We start from the raw sequence: 22,697 nt of genomic DNA, 5'->3' as shown, positions 1-22,697 counted from the left end.
TGATTTGTTTCGTTTGCAGTTGCCAGACCGCAAGTTGTTGTAACAAATCAAAAGGAGTTTTGCTGACGTGCTTAAAGCTTTAAGCTTTACGGAACCCCCCGCCTAGCGGGGGGTTTTCTACATACAAAAAGAAGCGCCGCTTTTTCAAGCGGCGCTTCTTTACTATTTTTTACAGGGATGGGTTATTTCTTCAGGTTGTCGGCCAACAGTTCAGAGATGTGATCGACCTTGATGTTCAGTCCCTGCTTTTCAGCGCCGCCGCGCAGCTGCATGACGCAGCCAGGGCAGTCCACCACCAGGCGATCCGCCCCGGTGGCCTTCATATTGGTGACCTTCTTTTCCAGAAGCTGCGCCGAGATTTCGGGGAACTTCACAGAATAGCTGCCGCCGAATCCGCAGCAGACCTCTTCTTCTTCGCAAGGCACATATTCAGCGGCATCGGCAATAAGCGCGCGCGGGGCTTCCTTCACGTTCAGGCCACGGCAAAGGTGGCAGGAAGCGTGATAGGTGACCTTCTGCCCGGACTTGTGGAAGTCTTCGGGCTTGAGCTTCAACACGTCATGCACAAAGGAGCTGAAGTCAATGACCTTGGACGCGAAGGCCTGGCCTTCCACCAGCGCATAGTCCTTGTCGAGAATCTGCGGATAGTGATGCTTCAGGTGTCCGGCGCAGCTTGCGCACAGCGTGATGATGTAGTCGTAGTTGCCGCCACGGAACGCGGCAAGGTTCTGCTTGGCCACGTCAATGGAGGTTTTGCGCTGTCCCATCATTTCCAGGGGCAGACCGCAGCAGGACTGCTCCATAGGAAAGTCCACGGCCACATTCTTGGCGGCCAGGATTTTCACGCAGGCTTCCAGCTGCTCGGGATAGATGAAGTCCTGGGCGCAGCCGCTGAAGATGGCCACGCGCATGACGGGGTTCTGCACCTTGGGCGCGATTTCGGGCCAGCGGTCGCGGAAGGACTTGTTGGCAATGGCGGGCAGGGCCTTGAAGTTGTGCTTGCCCATAAACACGGCAGGCAGATGCCGCTGGAACTGAGCGCCGCGCGTGAAGGGCTTCTGGGCAAAGCTGGCGAACTTGAGCAGCTTGTGGAAGAGCTTGCGGTTCTTCATGACGGCTGACAGCAGGTTGGCCTCAATGGGAGCGCCCTGCTCCTCGTTGAGACGCGCGCGGATCTCGCGGATGAGGCGCGGCAGCTCAATGCCGCCAGCGCACACGTTGGCGCAGGATTCGCAGCCCATGCAGTTCTGGCTCAGGATGCGGGCACGCTCCTTGCCGTGGAAGAAGTAGGTAAGGATGAGGCCGATGGCGCCAATGTAGATGTAGCCCATCTTGTGGCCGCCCACGAGGCGGTACACGGGGCAGACGTTGGCGCAGGCGCCGCAGCGCACGCAGCGGAAGATCTGCTTGAACAGCGGATCCTTGGCGATCTCGGTGCGGCCGTTGTCCAGAAAGACCACGTGCATGATCTTTTTGTTGTCGGCATTGGCGGCACAGGGGCCCGCGCCGCACATCCAGGTGACGTACGAGGTAAGGCGCTGGGCAGTGGCGTTGCGGGGCAGCACCAGCAGGGCCGTCAGGGCGTCGTCCAGCTTGGCGACGAGCTTGTCAAGACCAGCTATGGCCACATGCACGCGCGGCAGGGTGGTGACCATGCGGGCATTGCCTTCGTTGGTCACAGTAGAAACAGCGCCGTTTTCAGCCACGGCGAAGTTACACCCGCTGATGCCCATATCGGCGGCAACGAACTTGCGGCGCAACTGCACGCGGGCCACCTTGACCAGATGCTGCACATCCGAATCCTGCTTGGTGCCCGTGGCCTTGGTGAAGTCGTCGGCCACCTGGTAGCGCGAAAGGTGGATGGCGGGCATGACCATGTGCGAGGGGCCTTCGTGCCGCAGCTGGATGATCCATTCGCCAAGGTCGGTTTCGTCCACGATGAGGCCCTGGGCCTCAAGAGCGGGATTCAGCTCGATTTCTTCAGCCGTCATGGACTTGGACTTCACCACGCGCTTGACGTTGTTTTCTCTGGCGATGCGCGAGATGATCTCGTTGGCTTCGGCGGCGTTGACGGCACGGTGCACGTGCACGCCGCGCTTTTCGGCCTCGGCCTTGAACTGGCTGTACAGTTCTTCCATATGCTGACAGGCGTAATCCTTGGCGTCAGCCACCTTGGCTATGAGGCCGCGCTCGTCCACTTCCTTGAACACGGCTTCGCGGTTGGCGCGGTAGGCCACAGCGAAGGTGTCCAGGGTGCGGCGCAGAAATTCGTCGTTAAGGGCTTCGTCCAGCTCCTTGTGGTAGCCGGAATTGCTTTTAAGGGCGTCATGCATGGGTTAGTCCTCCAGAAGAATGATGTGGAGTTCCAGCGGGCCATGTACGCCCACGGCTGCCACACGTTCGATGTCAGCCGTACGGCTGGGCCCCGTCACCAGGGTGGTGTAGGTAGCAGGCGCTGCACTCATGCGCTCGCGCAGAATCTGCGCAATTGACGGCAGATCGGGATAGATGTCGGACTTGTGCAGAAGTATCATGGATACTTCTGAAATCATGCCCGCCAGGCGCACGTCTTCGTTGTCGGTGTTCAGCAGACAGGTGGCGCTGGCGGCCACGCCCACGATGCCCGTGGACAGGCCCACATCGATGCCCGCAAGATAGTTGCGCAGTCCTGCGCGGATGCAGAGAAAGCCTTTTTCCTCACAGGCGGCAGCCAGAGCGGCGAAATCCGCTTCATTGAGTTCAGGGGCGGCGACCACACGCTGCACGCGGGTGGGAACATTGTTGGGGCTCAGAGGGCCCTGGGCTGTGCCGGGCTCGTCCGCCAGGATTTCAGCGGGAGCCTTGCTGGCGCAAACGTCCACAACATATTGCAGGGCTGCAGCCATGGTGGGCACTTCCTGCACCACCGCGCTGACCGCCGCGGCCTTGGCGGCGAAAGCTTCGACCAGTTCCTGGTTTACAGGGGGCATATGATACTCCTTATTGGTCATCTTGGTTACGCGGGCTTACCGCGTCACCCCGGCGGGGAAGGCACTCCCCCGCCGGAGCGGCCGTACTAGAGCAGACTACCTTTGAAATGTTGCTCATTTCAATTCGCCATTCTGCCCAGAAATGCGACTTTCGGCAGAATCCACGCCAGGTTGCGGCGTGCTGCACTCTCGTTCAGCGGTAGAGCATGTAACCTTTTCAGAGGTAAAATGCTCTACTTCAGGCTTTCGGCATATATTTCCACCGGATGCATTACGCGCACACGGTCTTTGTTGTGCGAAAGCACGTCCTCAAGCTGCATCATGCAGGCAGGACAACCGGTGGACACCACTTCAGCCCGGGAGGCGACAACGTTGTCGCGCTTGCGCTGCCCGATCTTGCGTGAATAGTCATAGTGGAAAAGGTTGAATGATCCACCGCAGCCGCAGCAGCGGTCGGGCTCTGCCATTTCCACCACCTTGTAGGCAGGGTTGGCGGCCATGACAACACGCGGCTGACTGACAACCCCCAGAGCCTTCTTGAGATGGCAGGGGTCGTGGTAGGTTACTGAAGTTGCGTTGCCAGCCGGAGTTTCGGCAGGCTGCACCTTGAGCACATCCACGAGGAAGGCGTTAATATCCATAGCCTTGGCGGCCAGCTGATCAGCCTTGCGCTTTTCCACTGCGCCGATACGGCCAGCATAGTGAGGCCAGAGTTCCTTGATCGTGGAGGTGCAGGAGCCACAAGGGCTCAGAATGTAGTCAAAATCCACGCCATCCAAGGCCTTGAGATTGACCTTCATCTGCTTGACCATGCCGTCGGCATCGCCCGAAGACAGGGCAGGAATGCCACAGCAGGTCAGCCCCTTGGGCATGAAGACAGCGACGTTGTGGTGGCGAAGCACCTTAAGGCAGGCTTCGGCCATGTCCACATACATCTTGTCGCCCATGCAGCCGGGGTAAAAGGCCACCTTGATGCCGCCGGGCTGGCGGCGCTCGTCAAGCGCGCCGTGACGGACATGCAGGGGCTTCTTGGCCAGAGGCCGCATATGGCGGTCGCCAAGCATGAAGTTGAGCATGGGAGCGCAGACCGTGCCCTGAGGCGAGCCCGTGCTGCGGAACATGAGCCCCTGCATGGGAGCGCCCACGCGCATGGCCAGGTTGAACACGCTGGGCTGCGGCAGCAACGCGCGGAAGATCATTTTTTTGACCGGGTGCAGGCCAATATAGGCATTGACGATTTCCCGCGCTTCCATAAAGACGTCCATAATCTGGACGCCAGGAGGACAGGACGCCTGGCAGGAACCGCACAAAAGGCAGCGGCCCAGCTTGTCGGCAACGGCTTCCGGATCCTGAATCATTTCGTGGGCAAGATTGTCGATAAGGGCCAGCTTGCCGCGGGCCACGTCGGCCTCCATGCCGGACGCGCCGTACATGGGGCACACGGCCTGGCACATGCCGCACTTCATACAGGCTGTAATCCTGTCATCCAGCGCCATGAGGCGCTGAGACAGTTCGTGCAGATTGCTCATGTAAGGCTCCTAGATTCCCACCAGCTTGGTGGCGTTGAACAGGCCCTTGGGGTCAAGGGCACGACGCAGCCGCTGCGAGAACAAAATGGTGCCGCGCGAAGTTTCTTTTTCCATCCACTTGGACTTGGCCGTGCCGATGCCGTGCTCGCCGGAAAGGGTGCCGTGCAGCTTGAGGGCCACGTCAAACATCTCGTCAATGGCTTCTTCCACGCGGTGAAATTCTTCCTTGTCGCGCTTGTCGCACAGGAAGGTGGGGTGCAGGTTGCCGTCGCCGGCGTGACCGAAGGTTCCCACCTCAAGCTTGTACTTGGCGGCAATTTCATTGACGGCCTTCATCATGGCGGGGATCTGCGAACGCGGCACGGTGGCGTCTTCAAGCACGGTGGTGGGACGGCAGCGAGCCAGCACGGGCAAAGCCATGCGGCGGGCTTCCCACAGCTTGAACTTTTCTTCGGCGTCCTTGGGCACATGCACGGCGCGGGCGCGATTGGCCTTGAGCACGCGCTCCACGGCTTCGGCGTCGTCCGCCACCTGGGCGGGGTGGCCGTCCACTTCAATCAGCAGAATGGCGCCAGCCTCACGCGGCAGCCCGGCCTTGGTGAAGTCGTCCACGCGCACGATGGTGTTGTTGTCCAGAAGTTCAAGCGTACAGGGAACCACGTGGGCGGCAATGATGCCCGCCACGGCTTCTGCGGCGTCCTGCACTTCGTCGAACACGGCCATGAGGGCCTTGGAGGCCTTGGGCGGGGGCACAAGTTTGAGAATGGCCTGGGAAATGATGCCCAGCGTGCCTTCCGACTGCACCAGCATGCCGCCGAGGTTGTACCCGGTGACGCACTTGACCGTGCGCGAGCCGGACTTGACGATCTCGCCGGTGGCGTCAAAAAACTCCACGCCCATGAGATAGTCCTTGGTCACGCCGTACTTGAGGCCACGCAGGCCGCCAGCGTTTTCAGCAATATTGCCGCCGATGGTGGACACGGCCTGGGAACCCGGATCCGGGGGGTAGAAAAGATTTTTCTTGGCGACCTCGGCGGCGAACTGGGCGGTGATGACGCCCGGCTCAACCACTGCGTAAAGGTCGTCAGAGTTGATTTCAATAATGCGGTTGAGACCATTGGTCAGGATGACAACCGAGTCGGTGCTGTCAGGGATGGTGCCGCCCGACAGATTGGTGCCCGCGCCGCGAACGGTCATGGGGATGCCATTATCGTACAGCTTTTTTACACAGACGCCCAACTGTTCTGTAGAGGTCGGGCGCAGCACGAGTGAAGGCACAACCGGAGCAAGCACCGCCGAATCATACGAATAGCTCTGCCGGTCAGCTTCGGAGCTGAACACGTTTTCTTTGCCAATGAGGTCTTCAAAATCCCTGATCAACGCCTGACTTGCCATGAGGCCTCCTTGAACGTCTGTATGGCGGAGGTGCAACCCGCACGCCCCACTCGCCAGTCCGGGACACACCGGACACTCTGCGATTGGTTGCCCAATCGGTTAGCTTTTCTACGAGAATAAAACCGTATATCTGTGATTGCCAGCCTTGCATAGGGGATGCGCCAAAAAACTTTGGTATCACTAGCAGAACTGTACACAAAAATGCTGTCGGAAAAGCCGCGTCGGCGAAAAAAATGTCGGACAATCGGCTGTAATCAGGAAGTTTTTCAAAATCACGAAAATGTAGTTCAGACGTTACAAAAACGTAACTTTTTTCCGCTGGCCTGCCGCTATTTTTGCTTGGAGTTTGCTCTTTACAGATAAGATCGGCAACGGCTCCGTCAATATTGCCGCGCAAAGGCACGCTACGCATCCGCCCGACTGCACGCATGCTGCCTTGGGAGCATGTCGCCTTTGAGAACGGTTGCATGTTTCAGCGCTGCGAGAGTGCAACACGCCGCAACATGGCGTGGATTCAGCAAAAAATCGCATTTTCCAGCAGAATACACGTTGAGATGCGGGGCATTTCAACGTTGCTCTGACCGAAAGATCTTTCACGCTGAAAAAGCTCTGGCTGCCGCGCGGGCAGACGCCCGCATGAAGGCCTTGGATATCCGCGCTGTTACGCGCCATAACGGGCGTGTCGCAACTGTTGCGTATATGCATTTTCCGCTTACTCGCGCGTGAGTCCCTGCAGTACGACTGGATGAGCCATTCTACCTTTGCGGATATATTTTTGTAAAGTTTTTGCCGCGTCCCTCCCGGCGCTTGCGCCTCTATGCCAGAGGACGCCAGCGCAGCCGCCAGTGCATTTTCACAATGATCCCGCCGCAAGCCATAATAAAAAAGGCCGCCCACTGGGCGGCCTCAAAACATATACGAAATGCGACAGCGAACTGCGCTGCAAGCTACTCCGCCGGGGCGGTTCCGCTTTCTCCCGCAGGTGATTCATTGCCCACGGGTTTAAGGCTGTGCATATATATCTGTTGCGGGCCATCGCCGCACTGCGGCACCTGAAGTCCCAGGCGGGCCTGCGAATTGATGATGATGGGCCCGGCCATGTTGAGCACGGCGGCCTCAGGCTGCCCGGCAGGAATGGAAACCGTCACCAGAACGGCGGTTTCTTCCAGATCCGCAATTTGCAGAAGCTGTTTTTCGGCTTCGCCTATGGCGGGGGCATACGCGGTCTTGTCCATAAAGCTGTAAGGATCAGCCACCAGCAAGCCGACCACGGGGTTGCTTGTACTCTGCAAAATAAGCAGAGGAGCCTCGGGGCGGATTTGCAGCAAAATGAAATCTCTTTCATTTTCAAATCCGGCCAGACCGCGTGGAAAATGCACAACCTTTTCGGCATCGATACTACGCCGGCCAAGGCGGGTTTCGATCTCTATTTCTTTGTTTCGTGCCATAATTCAGCAGCCACCATGAGGTCGTTGTTACTGGTTTCAAGAGCGCGGCGGTTTTCTTCCACAACCCGCTTGTACACTTCTTCGCGGTAAACGGTGGTGTCGCCCGGCACTTCCAGGCCAAGCTTGACCTGTTTGCCCTGCATACCCAGAACGGTTATGCGTATGTTCTCGCCGAGATAAAGGCTTTCACCAGGGCGACGCGTCAGTATCAGCATAAGTGCTACCTATTATAAGTACTTGGCAAGGCTCATTTGCATAATCATCGATGAAGACTGAAGCACCGTCTGGTACGTCAACTGCTGCCGCGTGAGCTTGGCCAACAGATCAGTAAGATCGATGTCCTCGGTATAGCTCAAACGTTCCTCCTGGTCTACCTTTTGAAAACTCAGCACGTCCTTGGCCATGCTGACGCGGTTTTCCAGGCCGCCGATGCGGGCCGCCTGACTGAGAATATTCTGCTGCGCCGCTTCAATGGCAGCCAGACTTTTCTGGCAGCCTTCCTGATTATTATTCTCGCAGTAAGAAATAAAGTCGCCTGCGATTTCAAACAGATTGGCGTTGCCCTGAATGGCGGGCTTGCCATCATAATAGCCGCCGAAAATATCCTTGCCCACGTTATTGGCCGCAATATACGTGCCTTTCATGATTTCCAGGTTCAAGTTGGCGCGCGAGGGATGGATAAGCACCTGCGTGCCCTTGTTTATGACGGTGCTGCCCGCAGAGGAAGCGTCCATGTCCATATAACCGCCGGGCACAGGCAGGCGTACTTTGCCGCCGCCCGCAGTCTGCGCCGTGGCCGTAACCCATGTGCTGCCGCTGTCCAGACTGTATGAATAGGTAAAGGGCGTGCCCGTGGTGGACAGATCCACACTCGGGTCCGCATCCATACGTACGAGAACATTGTTGCCAAAAGCGCCGCTGGCCGATGTTTTCAATCCGGAAGGACCGCCCATGACGGTCATCTCCGGCGGGGGATCGTTGTCGTCACCCTGGTACACGGCTGTGGGGCGAATGTATACGAGCGTGCCGTTATTGGCCCCGGCGCCAAGGCTTGTGTCCGCAGCGGTGACGGCCATGTTCTGCTTCATGGTGATGGTCACGCCATCGGCCACCACGGTATTGCTGCCTGCCGCCACGGTTGCGTTTGTCCAGGTTGTGCCGCCGTCCTTGGACCAGCGGTAGTCCAGCGCGTCAACGCCCAGCGTGCCTGTGCTCGTAAACTGCACCATCATGGAGGTATCGCTTGCGCCCTCAATGGTGTAGTTTCCCTTGCTGATCTCGCTGTTCCAGTTGGTGTCCCAGCTGGTCAGGCCGAGGCCCTGCTCATAGGCGTTCTGGTCGTAGCGCTGCCCTGCAAAAATACTCTTGTCGTTGAACTGGGTATTGGACAGGTTGAGAATCTGACCAAAAATCTCCTTGGCTTCAGAAGCTATAAGGGTGCGCTGATCGGCGGTGGTTCCCGTGGCGGCCTGTTCCATCAGGCTTTTGAGCTTGGTCATGGCTGTGCTCAACTGTGTGCCCAGAACATCGTCCGCCAGCTTGAGCCACCCTTCGGCAGTATCGCAATTGGACTGGTACTGCTTGGTGTCGCTTATATCGTCCCTTGTCATGAGCACGCGGTAGGTTCCTGCGGGATCATCGGAGGGGCGGTTGATCTTCTTTTGCGTGGAGCCCTGCTCATTGCTTTCCATATAGGCGGAGAGACTCTTCTGCATCTGCCCGACTATGGTATTGTACATGGAGCTTTGTGTAACTCTAATGGCCATAACAGCTCCTATTGCTTGAGGCCAAGCAGGGTTTGCAGCATCTGGTCGGCGGTGGTGATAAGCTTGGCCGCCGCCGTATAGGAGTGCTGGTACTTTATGAGGTTGGACATTTCTTCGTCCAGATTCACCCCTGTTACGGAAGTTACGCGGTCTTCGAGGTCCGTGGTCAGGGAGGTGTGATACTCCGAGTTGGTTTTGGAGAGCCGCCTGTCCGCGCCCACTGTGGTTACCAGCGTGGCGTAGTATTCGCCGAGGCTCTGGTTGGACACGGTTTTCCAGGTGGTCGAAATGGTCACGTCCTTGGTAGCGAGCGCCCCAATGGCCGTTGCCGTTGATCCGTCGCCCTTGTTGGCCTGGCTCTGCCCGTTGACGGCCCCGGCAGCGATAAGGTTGACGTTGGTGTGCAACTGGCTGTTGACGGCCATGTTGGACGCGCTGTCGCCCGTAAAAAAGGAGTTGATGCCCAGAGCGGCCAGAAGCCCCGTGCTGTCCACGCCCATGGCAAACTTGACGTTGCTGGCAGGATTGGACTCGATAAGCAGCTTGCCGTCCTGAATGCTGGCCTTGAGCATGTTGACGCCCGGCGCGCTGCTGTCAGGGAAGCTGCTGTTGATGACGTCGCACACGTTCTGAAGCGTATGCACGCTCGGGTCAAAATTCGCCGTTCCGGGAGGCGTGATGGAGCTGAAATCCAGCGAGTTTGTGCCGGAAGCCGTTGCCCGGAGATCGCCAGTGGTCTGGTCGTAAAAATAGATATTGAGATTGCCGCTCTGGAGCTTGTCGGCATACGGCAGGATGGTCTGGGCCGAGCCAAGGGGCTGCTGGGCGCTCTGCACCTGCTGTGTGCCCTGGGCATAGGTCAGCAGTTCCGTGCCGGTTCCCTGGCTGTGCAGCCGGTTTACTTCCCAGATAAGAGAAGAGGCCACGGCGTCCAGCTCATCAAGATAGCGGCCGCAGTTGTCGTCGCGCACGGTATAGTAGGCGGTCAGCTTGCCGCCGGTGACGCGGTTCTTGTTTTCCGAACCGTCAAGATAGGTCTGCGGCGTGACGTTCTGGGGGCCGCGTGTGGGCTCTATCCAGTACAGGCCGTTCTTGGGCATGATGTCGAACTTGTCGCCAGCCGTGAAGTTGTTCGTTTCGGTGAAGGATATCTTGAGATCCTTCACCTGTACGGGGTCTACCTTGCCATCGCCGTCGACGTCGGTGATATCATAGTGCAGTTCTTTGCCGCTCTCGTCACGCAGCCACGTTTTGCCGCCGTCCAGCGACACGCGAAAGCTCGGCGGCGGCGTGTCGCCGACGTTGCCGCCGTTGAGAATTTCAACAGTGTATTCGTGGCTGTCAGACCCCTGAAACTCCACGTTGCCCGTGTAGGCCGAGCCAGCTGTAAGATTGCTTTCGGCGCGCGGCCCCATCACCTTGAGTTCATTGACGCTCTGCCCCTGCACCAGCGGCTGCCCGGTGCTGAGCTGCACGGTGAAGTTGCCCTTGCCGTTGTCGACGGTTTCCACATCCACAAGTGTGGCCAGCTCGCGCACCATCTGGTCGCGCTGGTCAAGCAGGGCATTGGGATTGCTTACGCCATCAACGGTGTTGCTCGTGATCTGCCTGTTAAGGTCGGCAATGCCCTTGGCCAGGGTGTTGATACGGCTCACCGACTGGTTGATGGACACGTCCATTTCGCTCTGAACGGCCTTGAGACTTGCCGTTGTGCTGCTGAACATGTCGCTCAGATTGTCGGCATAGGAAAGCAGGCTCTGGCGATAGGCATTATCGTCCGGGAGTTTGGTAAGATCCTGCCACCCCTTGAAAAAAGCGCTCATGGATGAACTTATGCCCGACCGGTTGGACTCGTTGAACAGGTTTTCAACAGAGCTGAGCACAGTATCCTGCTCGGTCCAGCGGGAAGAATTGGTGGACTGCCTCACATAGGAGCGTTCAAGAAACGCGTCGAAAAAGCGCAGTATCTGCTGGGCATTGACGCCCATGCTCTCGCCGCCGGGCTTGGAAGTGATGGTGCCCGTGTCGCGCTGATCCACATAGCGACGGGAATAGCCCGTGGTGTCGGCATTGGCGATGTTGCTGCCAGTGACGGATATCCATGCCTGGGAAGCGTTGAGCGCCGTCTGGCCTATGTTGAGCAGACCGTTAAGCATGACCTAGAGCCTCCCTGAAATAAGCGCGGCTTCGGGATGGGCATGGTTGCGCATACCACCCCGACGACCGTAGGTTTCTGCCTTGGCCGGCATGGCCTGGCTCGTCAGCGCCTGAAGGGTGCGGCTGCTCTGATCCAGCAGGGCCAGAGAAAGCTGGCTGTTGCGCGTGGCCTGACGGGCGGCTTCCTGCTCGGCCCTGTCTATGGCGGTCAGCATATCCAGCAGCGCAGCGCCTTCTGTCTGGGAAAGCGTCGCGGCGTATGCATTGACGCGCACGCCCGCCAGAGCCTTCATGACCGTGGCCTTCTCCGCCGCCAACTGGCGTATCAGTTCCTGAATGGAAAACTCCAGCGCCACCACGGCGTCCGTATTGTGGCCGAGAAGCGTTTGATATTCTTCTTCCATGAGTTCACACAGCAGGGCCAGGGCCTTGCTTTGCCGGGTCAGGGATGTATGGACTGTCGTGTACATGATAAACCTCGCTGGGCGGCCTGTGGCTTATGGCCCGCAGGCAGAATCTGCCGCCCCGTCCCGGATGAAGCAATTTCCGTGCCCGGACGGAATGGGAAAAGGCCTGCCCAGGTGGGAGGCCAATCGTCAGCGCCGCAGATCCATGGCTGTCAGGGGCGGAATACCGTAGCTCCCTGCGGGCTGGGCCAACTGCGGCGCCTGCACGGCTTGTGATGCCACTGGCGTTACGGACTCGGCAGGCGTTGCGGGCTGGCCGACCAACACCGACGCGGGCTGCCCTGCCTGGCTCTGCATTGGAGCCTGCAGCGGCTGTATGGTGGCTGGCGCCTGCGGCTGCCCCGGTGCGGCCTGAAGCGGCTGCCCTGCCTGCTGCGCATGATAGGCGGCCAGTCCCGCTCCCGCGCGGCTGTTGGGGCCAACGGCGTCCACACTGCTGTTGCGCAGGATGTCGCTGGCTGAAGTCTTGCGCTGTCCGGGCGGCACATTGGTGGTATACCGCACCTTTTGGATCTGCGGCTGCTGCGCGGCCTCATGTCCGGCGGCAGCGGGCTGCCCCGGCATTGGCGCGCCAACGCCGGGCTGCGATGCCTGATGCGGCCCCTGCTGCGGCACTGAAGCATTTTCAACCGCGAGGTTGTGCAGAATGTCGCTGGCGGAAGTCTTGCGCTGGCCGGGCGGCACATTGGTGGTATACCGCACCTTCTGGACATGCGGCTCCTGCGCGGCTTCCTGCCCGGCGGCCATGGCTGGCCCAGGCGTTATGACGCCGCCTGCGGGCTGTGAAGCCTGCTGCGGGCGCGGCACGGGAATGCCCGCCTGCATACCGGCCTGTGCGCCGGGGAGGCCAGAAGCCTGCCCGGAGGTTTGCGCGAAAGTCTGCCCCTGCTGCTGACCGGGGGCCATTTCCGTCAGAGGCCCAATCTGGTCAGACTGTCCGGACTGACCTGTCTGGGTGGTCTGCATGGCAGCCTGTATGGCTGCGGGCGTGCCCATGCTCTGCGCCATGCGCATCTGCATGTCCAGCGCCTGCGCGGCCTGCCGGGACTGCGCCATTTGGGCCGTTTGGGCTGACTGTCCGTTTCCGGCAGCGGAGTTATAGGCAGGCCCGTTAAGGTGCGTGCGCGGCAGCACCGCGTGCGCGCCCAGCTTGCTGCCCGCCTCAAACTGTGCGGCGCGGGCCATGTTCAGGCCCGTATTCATATTGGGAACGCGCTGCTCCACCTCCTGCTTCGCGGTCGACTCCTTACGCGCCCGCAGGGCGGCCAGAGCCTGCTCCACTTCGGGCGGAGCAACCACGAGAGGCGGCTGGGACGCGGGCTGGCCCGCCGCCGCGAGCGCGGCCTGGGCGGACCCCGTGCCAGCGGGCAGCACCTGAATCTGCATGGATTCACCCATATCCTGCACCGGAGCTATGCCGTCATACACGGAAGGGATGGGCACTCTGCCGCGCATGGCGGTGTGCCCCGCTCTGCCCTGGCCGTCGTTTTGCTCCTCGGCCTGACCGGACGCCTCTGTACCCTGCGGCATTACCGAGGCAACCTGCGGCACAAAGCCGGACGCGCTGCCCGCTTTGGCCGAAGCCGTGCCACGGCTGGCCGAAACGAGATTGCGCGAAAGCTGGGCATACATCATGTCCGCCAGGCCAATACCCCCGGCCGCCGTCATAGACTTGGCCAGCTCCTGATCGTACATGCTCTGCCAGTACTGCTCTTCGCGCCCCTGAAGCATATTGGTCTTGGGCAGGGTATTGCGCATCTCCTGCCACATTTTCTGGATAAATATGGATTCAAAGCCTTCGCAGGCTTCGCGCAGCTTTTTTTCCTTGTCCGCTTCCGTCATTTTTTTGCCGTTGAGATTGCCCACGCCAGCCAGGCGGGACTGAAACTCGCGGCGGGACACTTCAGCCCCGCTGGCCTCATGCGGCACAAGACCTGTGGTAAGAGGCGAGGTCATTTATATTACCTCCAGCTCCGCCAGCAGCGCACCGGAAACCTGCATGGTGCGCAGGATGGAAATAAGGTCGCGCGGGGTGGCCCCGATGGAGTTCAGGCCGTCCACCAGTTCCTGAAGGGTCGCGCCCTCGACAATAACCAGATGGCGGTTTTCTTCGCGCACATTGGTTTCCGTCGTGGGGGTCACCACAGTCTGCCCCTGCGAGAAGGGGCCGGGCTGCGACACCTGCTGCCCTTCCTGCACGGTTATCTGCAAATTGCCGTGAGCCACGGCAGCGCGCATGATGCGCACGTCGCGTCCGAGCACCACGGTGCCAGTCTTTTCGTCCACCACCACCTTGGCGGAGGTGTCCGGGCTGACGTCAAGATTTTCGATGGAGGCCATCAGCGGAACCATGTTGTTCCGGTACTGGGCGGGGATATCCATAGTGATGGACATGTCGTCGACAGCGCGGGCAAAGGGGCCCCCCATGGCGCCGTTGACGCGCTCTGCCACCTGCTGCGCGGTGCTGAAGTCAGCAGTGCGCAGGTGCAGGGTGAGCTTGTCCTGCTGGTTGAACTCAAAGGGGATGCCGCGCTCGACAATGCCGCCGCCGGGAATGATGCCCACGGTGCTGATGTTTTTGCTGACGCTGGCTGCCTTGCCCTGACTGGAAAAACCGCCCACGGTCAGCGAGCCTTGGGCCAGGGTATATATTTTGCCGTCAACGCCCTTGAGGGCAGTTTGCAGCAGCACGCCGCCAAGAAGGGATGTGGCGTCGCCCACGGAAGACACGGTAACGTCAAGGCGCGTGCCCGGCTTGGCCGACACCGGCATGCGGGCCGTCACCATGACCGAGGCTACGTTCTTGGTCTTGAGCGCCGAAGAATCCACGCCAATGCCCATGCGGTCCATCATGTTTTTCATGGAGCTCATGGTGAAGACCGAGTCTTTCTTGTCGCCCGTGCCCGCCAGGCCCACCACCAGGCCATAGCCTATGAGCTGGTTGTCACGAACACCGGAAAAGTTGGCAATATCCTTGATGCGCACGGCCTGCGCCGGAAGAACCATGCTGATCAGCAGGGCTGCTGTGAATATCCACAGAACGGGATTGCGCAAGATCGTCAATTTCATGGCGCTGACTCCTTGCCGGAATACCGGCACAGCTTGCTTTGCAGAATCCGTGCCGGAGGTGACGCTTTACCTGTGGGGGGCGCCTGCGGCGGGATTTTAGCCTTGGGCGGGAAGTGGGGCTTGCGGTGAAGATTCGGTTTTTTCGGGGAGAATAGAACCGGGCTTTCCGTTGAGAGGCTTTTTGTGCACCCTGCGGGTACGGAACCTTATCATTTATTTCATTTGGGCCGCCTCCGGCGGGGGCAGAAGGGGCCTGTGAAGGGGGCTGCGCCCCCTGGCGAGGCCCCCTCTGCACTCCCCCCGTTTACCCCCAGAGCTTTCCAACTACCGCAGATTGGCGAGGGCTGCGCGGCACTTGCTGCGGGAGCTTCCTCGCTTCGCTCGGCGATCTCCCTCCGCGCCGCGCAATGCCATCAACTGCTTTTGCTGTGAAAATAGGCTACGATGCACCTTAGGCTGCAACTTTTGCAGAAAAACGGGTTATTCCTCTTTGAGGTGGCCATGCGCTTGAGGGCGTATTCCAAGGCAAAAAAACTCTGACAGCACACGCACACTCTTTTCTCAAGGATGTGATTCCCCGACAGTGTGAAACAGAATCAGACTTCGTAATAAATACTAAAATCCAATACGTTGGTATAAAACGCCATTCCTGAGACTCCCCCACACCAATAAAGACCTTCACAGCCACTGAGACGCCCTCCCCGATCTCACATTCAAAGCGAAAGCGCACGCTGGCGTTGCGCGGCGCGCAGGGAGATCGCCGAGCGAAGCGAGGAAGCTCCCGCAGCAAATGCCGCGCAGCCCTCGCGGAATAACGGAAACGGGAAAACCCAAGCGGGGTGCTTCGGGGGGGATGCAAGGGGGGCCGAGAAGGGGGCGCAGCCCCATAACCGGCCCCGCCTTGCCGCACGCCGCGCAGGCGGCCAAAACTTGATAAAAGAAAAGCCGCCGTGCCCGCAGGGCACTCAAACCGCCTTTCAAAGGACAAGCCCTGCTTTATCTTCTTCAGAGCGCCAGCCCGCAGCTCTGCACTTCACCGCCGCGCAGTCGGCCAAAACAGCAGAAAAAGAAAAGCCCCATGCCCACAACAGGGCACAGAACCCACATCGCAAAGGACAAGCCTTGTTTTGTTTTCTTTAAATACTGATTGCGGATGTCCTCGCGCCCCAAAACCAGACTCAAAGCCTTTGCCACAACGTGCTATTCTCTGACAGTGACGCGCCATTCCTGAGACTCCCCCACACCAATAAAGACCTTCACAGCCACTGATACGCCTTCCCGATCTCACATTCAAAGCGAAAGCGCACGCTGGCGTTGCGCGGCGCGCAGGGAGATCGCCGAGCGAAGCGAGGAAGCTCCCGCAGCAGAAGTCGCGCAGCCCTCGCGGAATAACGGAAACGGGAAAACCCAAGCGGGGTGCTTCGGGGGGGGATGCAAGGGGGGCCGAGAAGGGGGCGCAGCCCCATAACCGGCCCCGCCTTGCCGCACGCCGCGCAGGCGGACAAAACTTGATAAAAAAAAGCCTCGTACCCGCAGGGCACTCAAACGGCCTTTCAAAGGACAAGCCCTGCTTTATCTTCTTCAGAGCGCCAGCCCGCAGCCCTGCACTTCGCCCCCGCGCAAGTGGCCAAAACAGCAGAAAAAGAAAAGCCCCATGCCCACAACAGGGCACAGAACCCACCTCGCAAAGGGCAAGCCTTGTTTTGTTTTCTTGAAGCACCGACTACACAGCCCCACGCCTCACGCCACTGGCAATCCAAATAAAAAAACCAGAGCGATCTCACAATGAAATCGCTCTGGTTGCTGCGCCAAAAAACGCTCACCACGACATCGTACGCGCGGGCATATCCGCACTGTTACGCGTCGTGGCGGGCGTCTTCAAACATCAAAAAAATATTTTCAAGGGCACTGAGCCTTATCACTGGAACAAGCCCGGCTCTTCGCGCACAAGATTGGCGGCAATAAGCTTACTGTCCGGCTTATAGGTTCCGTCAGCCACCTGAATACGCAGGGCCTCCACTTTTTCGGAGCGCACGTCCGGCGCGCTTTGGGCCGCGCGCCGCGCCTCTGTGAGCAACAGGGCATCCTGCGAAACGGTCACGGTATCCCCTTGGGAGGCCTCCGTACCGGCTCCTTCTGCCCGCGCCTTCAAGCGCGTCTCGTTTCTGGCCTCGGTGCTTTTGTCCAGCCCGGCGGCATAGGGATCAAAAAAGCCGTTCGTCGTGTTCTTGATTTCCATTTCCTACTCCGTTGAAGGTGCTTTCGCGCCGCTCTGCGCCACTGGCTTCACAAAACTTTCGCTTCTTGACGGTTCTTCCAGCATGCTTTTATCAACGGTATCACGGGTGATACGCCACAGGGCATGCCGTGTTTTCCGCTGCACGTCTTCTGGCAACGGCTCCATGCCTTCGGGGCCTTCACCCACGATGTGCAACTTCTGGCCAGGGGGATAGGTAAAACGTACCTTCTGCCCCACTTCCTTGCCAAGCTCATGGCGGATATCCTCCACCACGGGATTGTCGCTGCCCGTAAAGAGCAGCGTTTCGTACAGCTCGCGCGCCACTTTTTCAACGCAGGCGCGCCTGTACGCGGCCGGATCCGGATCATCTGGCGCATCGCCGTGGGCAAGCCTCATACGAACCCGAAAGCGCGCAAGACGCCGGGCAGCCAGCAATTGCTGTTCGTACCCCTGTAACATCATGCGCAGCTTCGCGGAATTGGCATCGGCCATGAATGTCTCCGTCCTTACTGCCTGTTCGGCGGCCCGCCAAAAAACTTTAGACTTTTCCTTCCCGCCCGCGACGTTTTTTCGTGATCTGGAGCAGATTAGGGGAGTTACATTTGCAACGGCGGCCGCGCGGCCAGCGCTTCTTCATGCGGCCAGAAATCTTCATGCTGCGACCGGCGCTATTTCACTTTAAAGCCCCTGCTTGCCTGCATTGGAGCCGCCAGCGCGGCGCCTGCCTCAGCAGATAAGGGTAACCCCTCTCTATTTGCGATTGCGCACAAGCACGCAGCCCACGGCCAGCAAATTCAGTATGCCAAAGAAAATCAGGTCAAGGTGCATGCTGTCCATAAAAGCATCAATGGTCTCCGGCCCTGCGGGCTTGTCGCCCAGGTAAAAACCCAATGTCAGGGTAATGACCACCATGTTCACAAGCTGGCCCCCGGTACGCACGGCTCCGGTGAGCCCCGCCGCCTGCCCCACATGCTCTGGCCCGGCGCTTTCAAGAATAATGGTGGTATTGGGCAGGGCAAAAAGGCTTATGCCCACGCCAAGCAGGCCCTGAGCGGTCAGCAGCACGCCAAGGGGCGAATCCACGGCAAGAAAGGCCGAAACCAGCAGGCCAAGACCGCACAGCCCCACGCCCACGGCGCTCACATGGCCGGGGTCAAACTTTATGCACAGTCTGGCGGCCACAGGGGTGGTCACGGCCTGCACCAGAGACTGCAAAGCCAGAAACATGCCCGCCTGCTGCACGGTCATGCCGAGTCCAAACTGAAGATACAGGCTGAAAAAAAAGAGTACGCCAAAAAATGAGCTGTAGTTGATAAAGGCCGCCAAAGACGACAGACCAAACACCCGGTTGCGCGCAAGCAGCCGTATATCAAGGATGGGAAACTCGCTGCGCAGTTCCTTGAAGCAGAACAGCACCATCAGAATGACAAAAGCCGCCAGCAGAAAGCCCGCCATCACCGGATGGGCCGCCAGTTCCGACGAACCGAAGGTCAGGGCCGTCATGGCCAGGCCATAGATGATGCAGCCGCCCCAGTCAAAGTGGCGTCCCTTGGCCTTGCGCCAGTCCAGTTTGACGCAGTATTTCATGAGCAGCAGCACAGCCACCGAAGTGAACGCGTTGCCCCAGAAAAGCCAGCGCCAGTCAAGCCAGCCAGCCACAAAGCCAGCCACCGGCGGGCCGCAGGCAATGCCCGCGTACACGGCTGAACCGCTGTAGCCGAGATATATGGCCCTTTTGCCGGCAGGCGCGGCCGATGCCAGCAGGGCCAGTCCGCAGGCGCTGAACATGGCCCCGCCCATACCCTGCACCAGACGCAGCCCCAAAAAGGCTCCCACCGAAGTGGCAAAGCCCAGCAAAGCCCCACTGGCCCCAAAAATGGCGGTCCCCCAGAGAAAGATGCGCTTGTACCCCCAGATGTCGCCAAGACTGCCGCTGGCAAGCTGAAAAACGGCAAGCCCCATGGCGTAAAAAGCGCCCATGAGGCCAAGCTGTTGCGCGCTGGCTTTCAGGTCCGCGCCGATGGGCGGCAAAACCGCGTTCACGCCAGCCATCATGAAGGGCATGCAAAAAAGTGAGGTGCAGACCGCAACCAGCAGCCAACCATGGCCTTTTTCGATGGAGGATGACATATAAAACAGTATCTCCGGGTATGGAACAGGTCAATACAGCGCCGCTTCAGAAATGAAAGAACCAGCCTGTGAAGCTGGCCTGCCAGCGCCGCATACGCATGATGGCGTGCAAGCGTGCCTGTGCGCCACATGTCGGAAACAGACAAAAAGAATCGCCCGCGCGAGTGGGCCTGGATTCATTGGCTGCCTCATGGCGAGCGAACTGCCCATGCGGAAAGAGGGATGGCATGCGCACTGTTCGCCAAACTGCAAATCCACGGTCGGCGCGCCCTGCGCCGTTGCGCTTCCATGCCGCCCCTTGGTGCGCCCCCGCGAACAGGCGCAGGCACATCCAACCCGTATGCACTGCGGCTCTTCGAGCCAGAAATACGGCAGAAAATTTTTGTCATGCGCGCCAGCTCAGCTTGCGAAGCTATACCGGACGCACGTTCTGGTCAACGGAAACAGGCGGTCCCCGGCGGTGTACGCCGGGGACCGAAGTGTTGCGCCAGAGCCAGGGCTCTGCGTCGGGATACTGGATCAGACAAGCGATGCGAAGACCATTCGCGCCATTGTTGGCGCGCGCTTTTCGGCGCGCAGCAATCCGGAGATCCAGCGCCTAGGCCTTTATGGAGCGCGTCTGCTCACAGCCGTCGGGGCAATTGCAACATGCTCCTGCTCCAGCCCGCGCCGCCCCAAGATCATGCGCCATGAAAGGGCTCCTCATGCCTATAAAAGGCCCGACTCTTCAGCCAGCTTCAGGCACATGTCAGCCTTGTTCAATGTATACAGATGAATACCAGGAGCGCCGTTTTCCAGAAGAAAACGTATCTGGCGCACCGCAAATTCCAGCCCCACTTCACGCACGGCCTCGGCCCCGCCCTTGGCATTGGCGCTTTCAAGGTCAAGGTAAAGCTTGCCGGGGATGTTTGCGCCGCAAAGCGAAAGCACCCGCCGCAGCGAGTCAAAACTCTGGATGGGCAGTATGCCGGGGATGACGGGCGTGTGGATGCCCCTGCCGCGCAGATGTTCCAGCAGGTCCGCATACTCACGCGCGTCAAAAAAAAGCTGGGTTACGGCAAAGTCCGCTCCGCTGCGCATCTTGTCCGCAGTGTAAAAGCGGTCCAGCGCGATGGAGTTTGATTCGGGGTGCGGCGCGGGATAGGCCGCCACGCCAATACCCATATAGGGTTGCTGGCGACGGGCGAAGGCCACCAGATCAGAGGCATGCCGGAAGTATCCCGTGCTCCAGTCCCATTCCTGCCCGGCGGGCGGGTCTCCGCGCAGGGCCAGCACATTGTCCACCCCCGCAGCGCGCAACTCGGCAAGGTAGGCGGATATGCTCTCAGGCTCCGCCCCCACACAGGTAAGGTGGGCCATGGTGTTCAGCCCACGCTGGGCCAGCTCTGCGGTTACGGCAAGAGTATTGCGCTGCTTGCCGCCGCCTGCGCCGTACGTAATGGAGACAAATAGCGGGGCCAGAGCGCGTAGCTTCTCCACGGTTTCAAAAAAGCCGGGCAAGTTTCCTTCATCCGACGGAGGAAAAAACTCCAGTGAGAAAAATGGCTTCTTCGCGGCGCGGATGCTGTCTCCGATATGCATGCTGCAACTCCTTGTGTGCTGCGGAAATGCGGCCAGTTTTTGTGGGGGCCGACTTATTTATGTGTATATCTAGATAAATTGATATGTCAAGAAAAAAGGCCGAGGAGCCTTGCAAAATGGCTGGCTTGGTCGTAATTCAGGGGCAAGCCCAACAGCATATTATGAAAATACATACAGGCTTTTTCGCGTGCGGGCCGGGCCCGCACACCGCCTGCCCCGGCAGGATACAAGGCTTCCTCTCAGGTCGCGCCTTGCTTCTGGCGTGCGCCCTTTGCACCCTGACAGCCCTGCTGCTCTGGCATGCCCCGCACGCGGGCGCGGCCCAGAACACCTCGCCTGAAGCGCCCCAGGCCGAAGTCGGCAGCCCCGGCGCTGCCGCTGTCGCCGATACTGCCGGCAATTCGGACGCAGGTACGGGCGCTGATAGTGCCGCAGGTACGGGCGCTGATAGTGCCGCAGGTACGGGCGCTGTCAACGCCGGGCCTGCCGATGCCAGAGCTGTTGCAGATGGCGCTGCCACCACAGACGCTGCCAGCGCCAGTGCCGTGCCCGCAGCGAAGCAAAATCCCACTACCGAAGCCGTCGTTCCCACGCCTGACACTGTCATCAGCGCGCCCCTTTACTTGCCCGCCCCCGGCGTGGCCGCGCCCGCGCCGTCTTCCGCCGGCGTTGACGAGCAGGGCAAGCCCGACTGGCGGCAACTGGAACCCGGCCTTGATTTCGGCCAATTCCGCCTCAACGATAATGAAGCCCTGCTGACGGCCCTGCGCATTGATCCTGCCTACTTCAATTTCATACTCTGCGCCCGCTCCCAGGACGGTGGCCCTTTGCGCTCGCTCAACCAGTGGGCCGAGCAGTATGATCTTTCCGCCGCGATCAACGCCAGCATGTACCTGCCCGACGGCATCACAAGCACGGGCTACATGAAGCAGGACGAGCACTTCAACAACAGGCGCGTTGTGCAGCGCTTCGGCGCGTTCTTTGTGGCCGGAGCCACTCAGCCGGGCCTGCCCGGAGCCGCCATTGTGGATCGGGACGACCCACAGTGGGAGCAGCATATCGGCCAGTACCGCCTTGTAATCCAGAACTACCGCATGACCAGCGCCGACAGGCGCATCCTCTGGTCGCCCGGCGGCCCCCACTACTCCATTTCCGCCGTGGCCCAGGACGGCGACGGCCGTATTCTCTTTCTGCACTGCCGTCAGCCTGTAGAAGCCTACGCCTTTGCGCAGCAGCTTTTACACCTGCCCCTCAATGTGCGTACCGTCATGTATGTTGAAGGCGGCGGCCAGGCAGGCCTGCTGGTACGCTCCGCCCACTGGCAGCATGAGCTGGCGGGCATGAGCCCGGCCGGATTTCTGGTGACGGGCGACCTGCGCGCCCTGCTGCCCAATGTGCTGGGCGCCGTGCGGATCGCGCCCGCCCCTGACGCTCCCGCAGCTGCCCCTGAAGCGGAAAAAGCCAACCCACAGGATCTGCCCCCTGCCTCAACGCCCAAGGAAGAAACATCTCCTGCGGGAGTGCCGCCGCAACCCACCGCGCCTTAGCCAGGATACCTTTGAAATACTTTGTGGGAAGACCCTGTGCGAAAGCTCCTGCACGCCGCGCTGCCCCTGCAGTTGGTTGGCAGCGCGTGCAGGAAAGCTTGTGGGTGGGGGCCCTTTTGCATAAGGGGCTCCTCCCCGACGCTCCCCCCAAAGCTCTTATTGCCTTTTAGCATGCTACAATAAGTTTTCTGATCTGAGGCGGTGTTCCAGAGGCGCGCCTTCCAGACAGCCCCCATCACAAAGATGCCTGCTTTAGTGCGAAGAACATCCTGTCTTGAAGCGGGCGCTCCCAGCACCCAAGCATTCTTATTCTCCAAATCTTAGATGCCCCCTGCCCCGAGCCGCGCAAAGAACCCACGTACGCCTTCACAGCGAGCGACTGCGCTCGCAAGCGCGGGAG

Annotated in this window: 17 protein-coding genes; 2 read left to right on the top strand and 15 right to left on the bottom strand. The window is 59.7% G+C overall.

Features of this window, described 5'->3' with window-relative positions; genetic code table 11:
* Window positions 1-182: 182 nt before the first annotated feature.
* The 11 genes from ldhH to BCS36_RS04575 form a co-directional block, all read right to left on the bottom strand.
* Window positions 183-2,333, bottom strand: a complete 2,151-nt coding sequence (ldhH, locus tag BCS36_RS04625) for an L-lactate dehydrogenase (quinone) large subunit LdhH (protein ID WP_291301734.1) — start codon at window positions 2,331-2,333, stop codon at window positions 183-185.
* A gap of 3 nt (window positions 2,334-2,336) precedes the next feature.
* The gene (locus tag BCS36_RS04620; RefSeq protein ID WP_291301733.1) at window positions 2,337-2,969 is read right to left on the bottom strand and encodes an LUD domain-containing protein; all 633 of its coding nucleotides are present in this window, start codon (window positions 2,967-2,969) and stop codon (window positions 2,337-2,339) included.
* Between the two features lie 233 nt (window positions 2,970-3,202).
* Entirely contained in the window at window positions 3,203-4,498 is a 1,296-nt protein-coding gene (locus BCS36_RS04615) for a (Fe-S)-binding protein (protein ID WP_291301732.1), read from the bottom strand.
* Between the two features lie 9 nt (window positions 4,499-4,507).
* A complete protein-coding gene (locus BCS36_RS04610; RefSeq protein WP_291301731.1) occupies window positions 4,508-5,893 on the bottom strand; it encodes an FAD-linked oxidase C-terminal domain-containing protein in 1,386 nt (461 codons plus the stop codon).
* 947 nt (window positions 5,894-6,840) lie between these two features.
* Window positions 6,841-7,341, bottom strand: coding sequence for a flagellar assembly protein FliW (gene fliW / locus BCS36_RS04605; protein WP_291301730.1), 501 nt, complete (start codon window positions 7,339-7,341; stop codon window positions 6,841-6,843).
* On the bottom strand, window positions 7,320-7,556 hold the full coding sequence (gene csrA, locus BCS36_RS04600) for a carbon storage regulator CsrA (RefSeq protein WP_012625619.1): 237 nt from the start codon (window positions 7,554-7,556) through the stop codon (window positions 7,320-7,322). The genes fliW and csrA overlap by 22 nt, the downstream gene beginning before the upstream one ends.
* Before the next feature lie 12 nt (window positions 7,557-7,568).
* A complete protein-coding gene (locus tag BCS36_RS04595; protein WP_291301729.1) occupies window positions 7,569-9,107 on the bottom strand; it encodes a flagellar hook protein in 1,539 nt (512 codons plus the stop codon).
* Between the two features lie 8 nt (window positions 9,108-9,115).
* Window positions 9,116-11,263 carry a flagellar hook-associated protein FlgK gene (flgK, locus tag BCS36_RS04590; protein WP_291301728.1) on the bottom strand — a complete coding sequence of 716 codons (2,148 nt, stop codon included), beginning with the start codon at window positions 11,261-11,263 and terminating at the stop codon, window positions 9,116-9,118.
* A 3-nt stretch (window positions 11,264-11,266) separates the two neighbouring features.
* A complete protein-coding gene (locus tag BCS36_RS04585) occupies window positions 11,267-11,734 on the bottom strand; it encodes a flagellar protein FlgN (protein WP_291301727.1) in 468 nt (155 codons plus the stop codon).
* A 126-nt stretch (window positions 11,735-11,860) separates the two neighbouring features.
* Window positions 11,861-13,687, bottom strand: coding sequence for a rod-binding protein (locus BCS36_RS04580; protein WP_291301726.1), 1,827 nt, complete (start codon window positions 13,685-13,687; stop codon window positions 11,861-11,863).
* Window positions 13,688-14,800 carry a flagellar basal body P-ring protein FlgI gene (locus BCS36_RS04575; RefSeq protein WP_291301725.1) on the bottom strand — a complete coding sequence of 371 codons (1,113 nt, stop codon included), beginning with the start codon at window positions 14,798-14,800 and terminating at the stop codon, window positions 13,688-13,690.
* Between the two features lie 930 nt (window positions 14,801-15,730).
* On the opposite strand from BCS36_RS04575, the gene BCS36_RS04570 reads away from it, so the two are divergent.
* Window positions 15,731-15,940 carry a hypothetical protein gene (locus BCS36_RS04570; protein ID WP_291301724.1) on the top strand — a complete coding sequence of 70 codons (210 nt, stop codon included), beginning with the start codon at window positions 15,731-15,733 and terminating at the stop codon, window positions 15,938-15,940.
* A gap of 778 nt (window positions 15,941-16,718) precedes the next feature.
* Here the strand turns inward: BCS36_RS04570 and flgM are convergent.
* The 4 genes from flgM to BCS36_RS04550 form a co-directional block, all read right to left on the bottom strand.
* Window positions 16,719-17,039 carry a flagellar biosynthesis anti-sigma factor FlgM gene (gene flgM / locus BCS36_RS04565; protein WP_291301723.1) on the bottom strand — a complete coding sequence of 107 codons (321 nt, stop codon included), beginning with the start codon at window positions 17,037-17,039 and terminating at the stop codon, window positions 16,719-16,721.
* A 3-nt stretch (window positions 17,040-17,042) separates the two neighbouring features.
* Window positions 17,043-17,531 (bottom strand): DVU0524 family FlgM-associated protein, encoded by a 489-nt coding sequence (locus tag BCS36_RS04560; protein ID WP_291301722.1) that lies wholly within the window; start codon window positions 17,529-17,531, stop codon window positions 17,043-17,045.
* A 258-nt stretch (window positions 17,532-17,789) separates the two neighbouring features.
* Complete coding sequence (locus BCS36_RS04555) at window positions 17,790-19,169, bottom strand: MFS transporter (RefSeq protein WP_291301721.1); 1,380 nt, start codon at window positions 19,167-19,169, stop codon at window positions 17,790-17,792.
* A gap of 708 nt (window positions 19,170-19,877) precedes the next feature.
* Window positions 19,878-20,750: a methylenetetrahydrofolate reductase gene (locus BCS36_RS04550; RefSeq protein WP_291301720.1), complete on the bottom strand. Its 873-nt coding sequence runs from the start codon at window positions 20,748-20,750 to the stop codon at window positions 19,878-19,880.
* Window positions 20,751-20,911: 161 nt separating this feature from the next.
* On the opposite strand from BCS36_RS04550, the gene BCS36_RS04545 reads away from it, so the two are divergent.
* Entirely contained in the window at window positions 20,912-22,297 is a 1,386-nt protein-coding gene (locus BCS36_RS04545; protein ID WP_291301719.1) for a phosphodiester glycosidase family protein, read from the top strand.
* Window positions 22,298-22,697 lie beyond the last annotated feature (400 nt).

The sequence above is a fragment of the Desulfovibrio sp. MES5 genome, assembly GCF_002237645.1.
GTDB lineage: Bacteria > Desulfobacterota > Desulfovibrionia > Desulfovibrionales > Desulfovibrionaceae > Desulfovibrio.
The sequence above is the reverse complement of the archived record's forward strand: the minus strand, read 5'-3'. Positions and strand labels throughout refer to the sequence as shown.

What these genes read in the sequence shown, in the direction of transcription:
- BCS36_RS04555 (WP_291301721.1), bottom strand. Translation starts at nt 19,169, where the DNA reads ATGTCATCCTCCATCGAAAAAGGCCATGGTTGGCTGCTGGTTGCGGTC.
- BCS36_RS04580 (WP_291301726.1), bottom strand. Translation starts at nt 13,687, where the DNA reads ATGACCTCGCCTCTTACCACAGGTCTTGTGCCGCATGAGGCCAGCGGG.
- BCS36_RS04575 (WP_291301725.1), bottom strand. Translation starts at nt 14,800, where the DNA reads ATGAAATTGACGATCTTGCGCAATCCCGTTCTGTGGATATTCACAGCA.
- csrA (WP_012625619.1), bottom strand. Translation starts at nt 7,556, where the DNA reads ATGCTGATACTGACGCGTCGCCCTGGTGAAAGCCTTTATCTCGGCGAG.
- BCS36_RS04615 (WP_291301732.1), bottom strand. Translation starts at nt 4,498, where the DNA reads ATGAGCAATCTGCACGAACTGTCTCAGCGCCTCATGGCGCTGGATGAC.
- BCS36_RS04560 (WP_291301722.1), bottom strand. Translation starts at nt 17,531, where the DNA reads ATGGCCGATGCCAATTCCGCGAAGCTGCGCATGATGTTACAGGGGTAC.
- BCS36_RS04585 (WP_291301727.1), bottom strand. Translation starts at nt 11,734, where the DNA reads ATGTACACGACAGTCCATACATCCCTGACCCGGCAAAGCAAGGCCCTG.
- BCS36_RS04595 (WP_291301729.1), bottom strand. Translation starts at nt 9,107, where the DNA reads ATGGCCATTAGAGTTACACAAAGCTCCATGTACAATACCATAGTCGGG.
- BCS36_RS04545 (WP_291301719.1), top strand. Translation starts at nt 20,912, where the DNA reads ATGAAAATACATACAGGCTTTTTCGCGTGCGGGCCGGGCCCGCACACC.
- flgK (WP_291301728.1), bottom strand. Translation starts at nt 11,263, where the DNA reads ATGCTTAACGGTCTGCTCAACATAGGCCAGACGGCGCTCAACGCTTCC.
- flgM (WP_291301723.1), bottom strand. Translation starts at nt 17,039, where the DNA reads ATGGAAATCAAGAACACGACGAACGGCTTTTTTGATCCCTATGCCGCC.
- fliW (WP_291301730.1), bottom strand. Translation starts at nt 7,341, where the DNA reads ATGGCACGAAACAAAGAAATAGAGATCGAAACCCGCCTTGGCCGGCGT.
- BCS36_RS04620 (WP_291301733.1), bottom strand. Translation starts at nt 2,969, where the DNA reads ATGCCCCCTGTAAACCAGGAACTGGTCGAAGCTTTCGCCGCCAAGGCC.
- ldhH (WP_291301734.1), bottom strand. Translation starts at nt 2,333, where the DNA reads ATGCATGACGCCCTTAAAAGCAATTCCGGCTACCACAAGGAGCTGGAC.
- BCS36_RS04610 (WP_291301731.1), bottom strand. Translation starts at nt 5,893, where the DNA reads ATGGCAAGTCAGGCGTTGATCAGGGATTTTGAAGACCTCATTGGCAAA.
- BCS36_RS04550 (WP_291301720.1), bottom strand. Translation starts at nt 20,750, where the DNA reads ATGCATATCGGAGACAGCATCCGCGCCGCGAAGAAGCCATTTTTCTCA.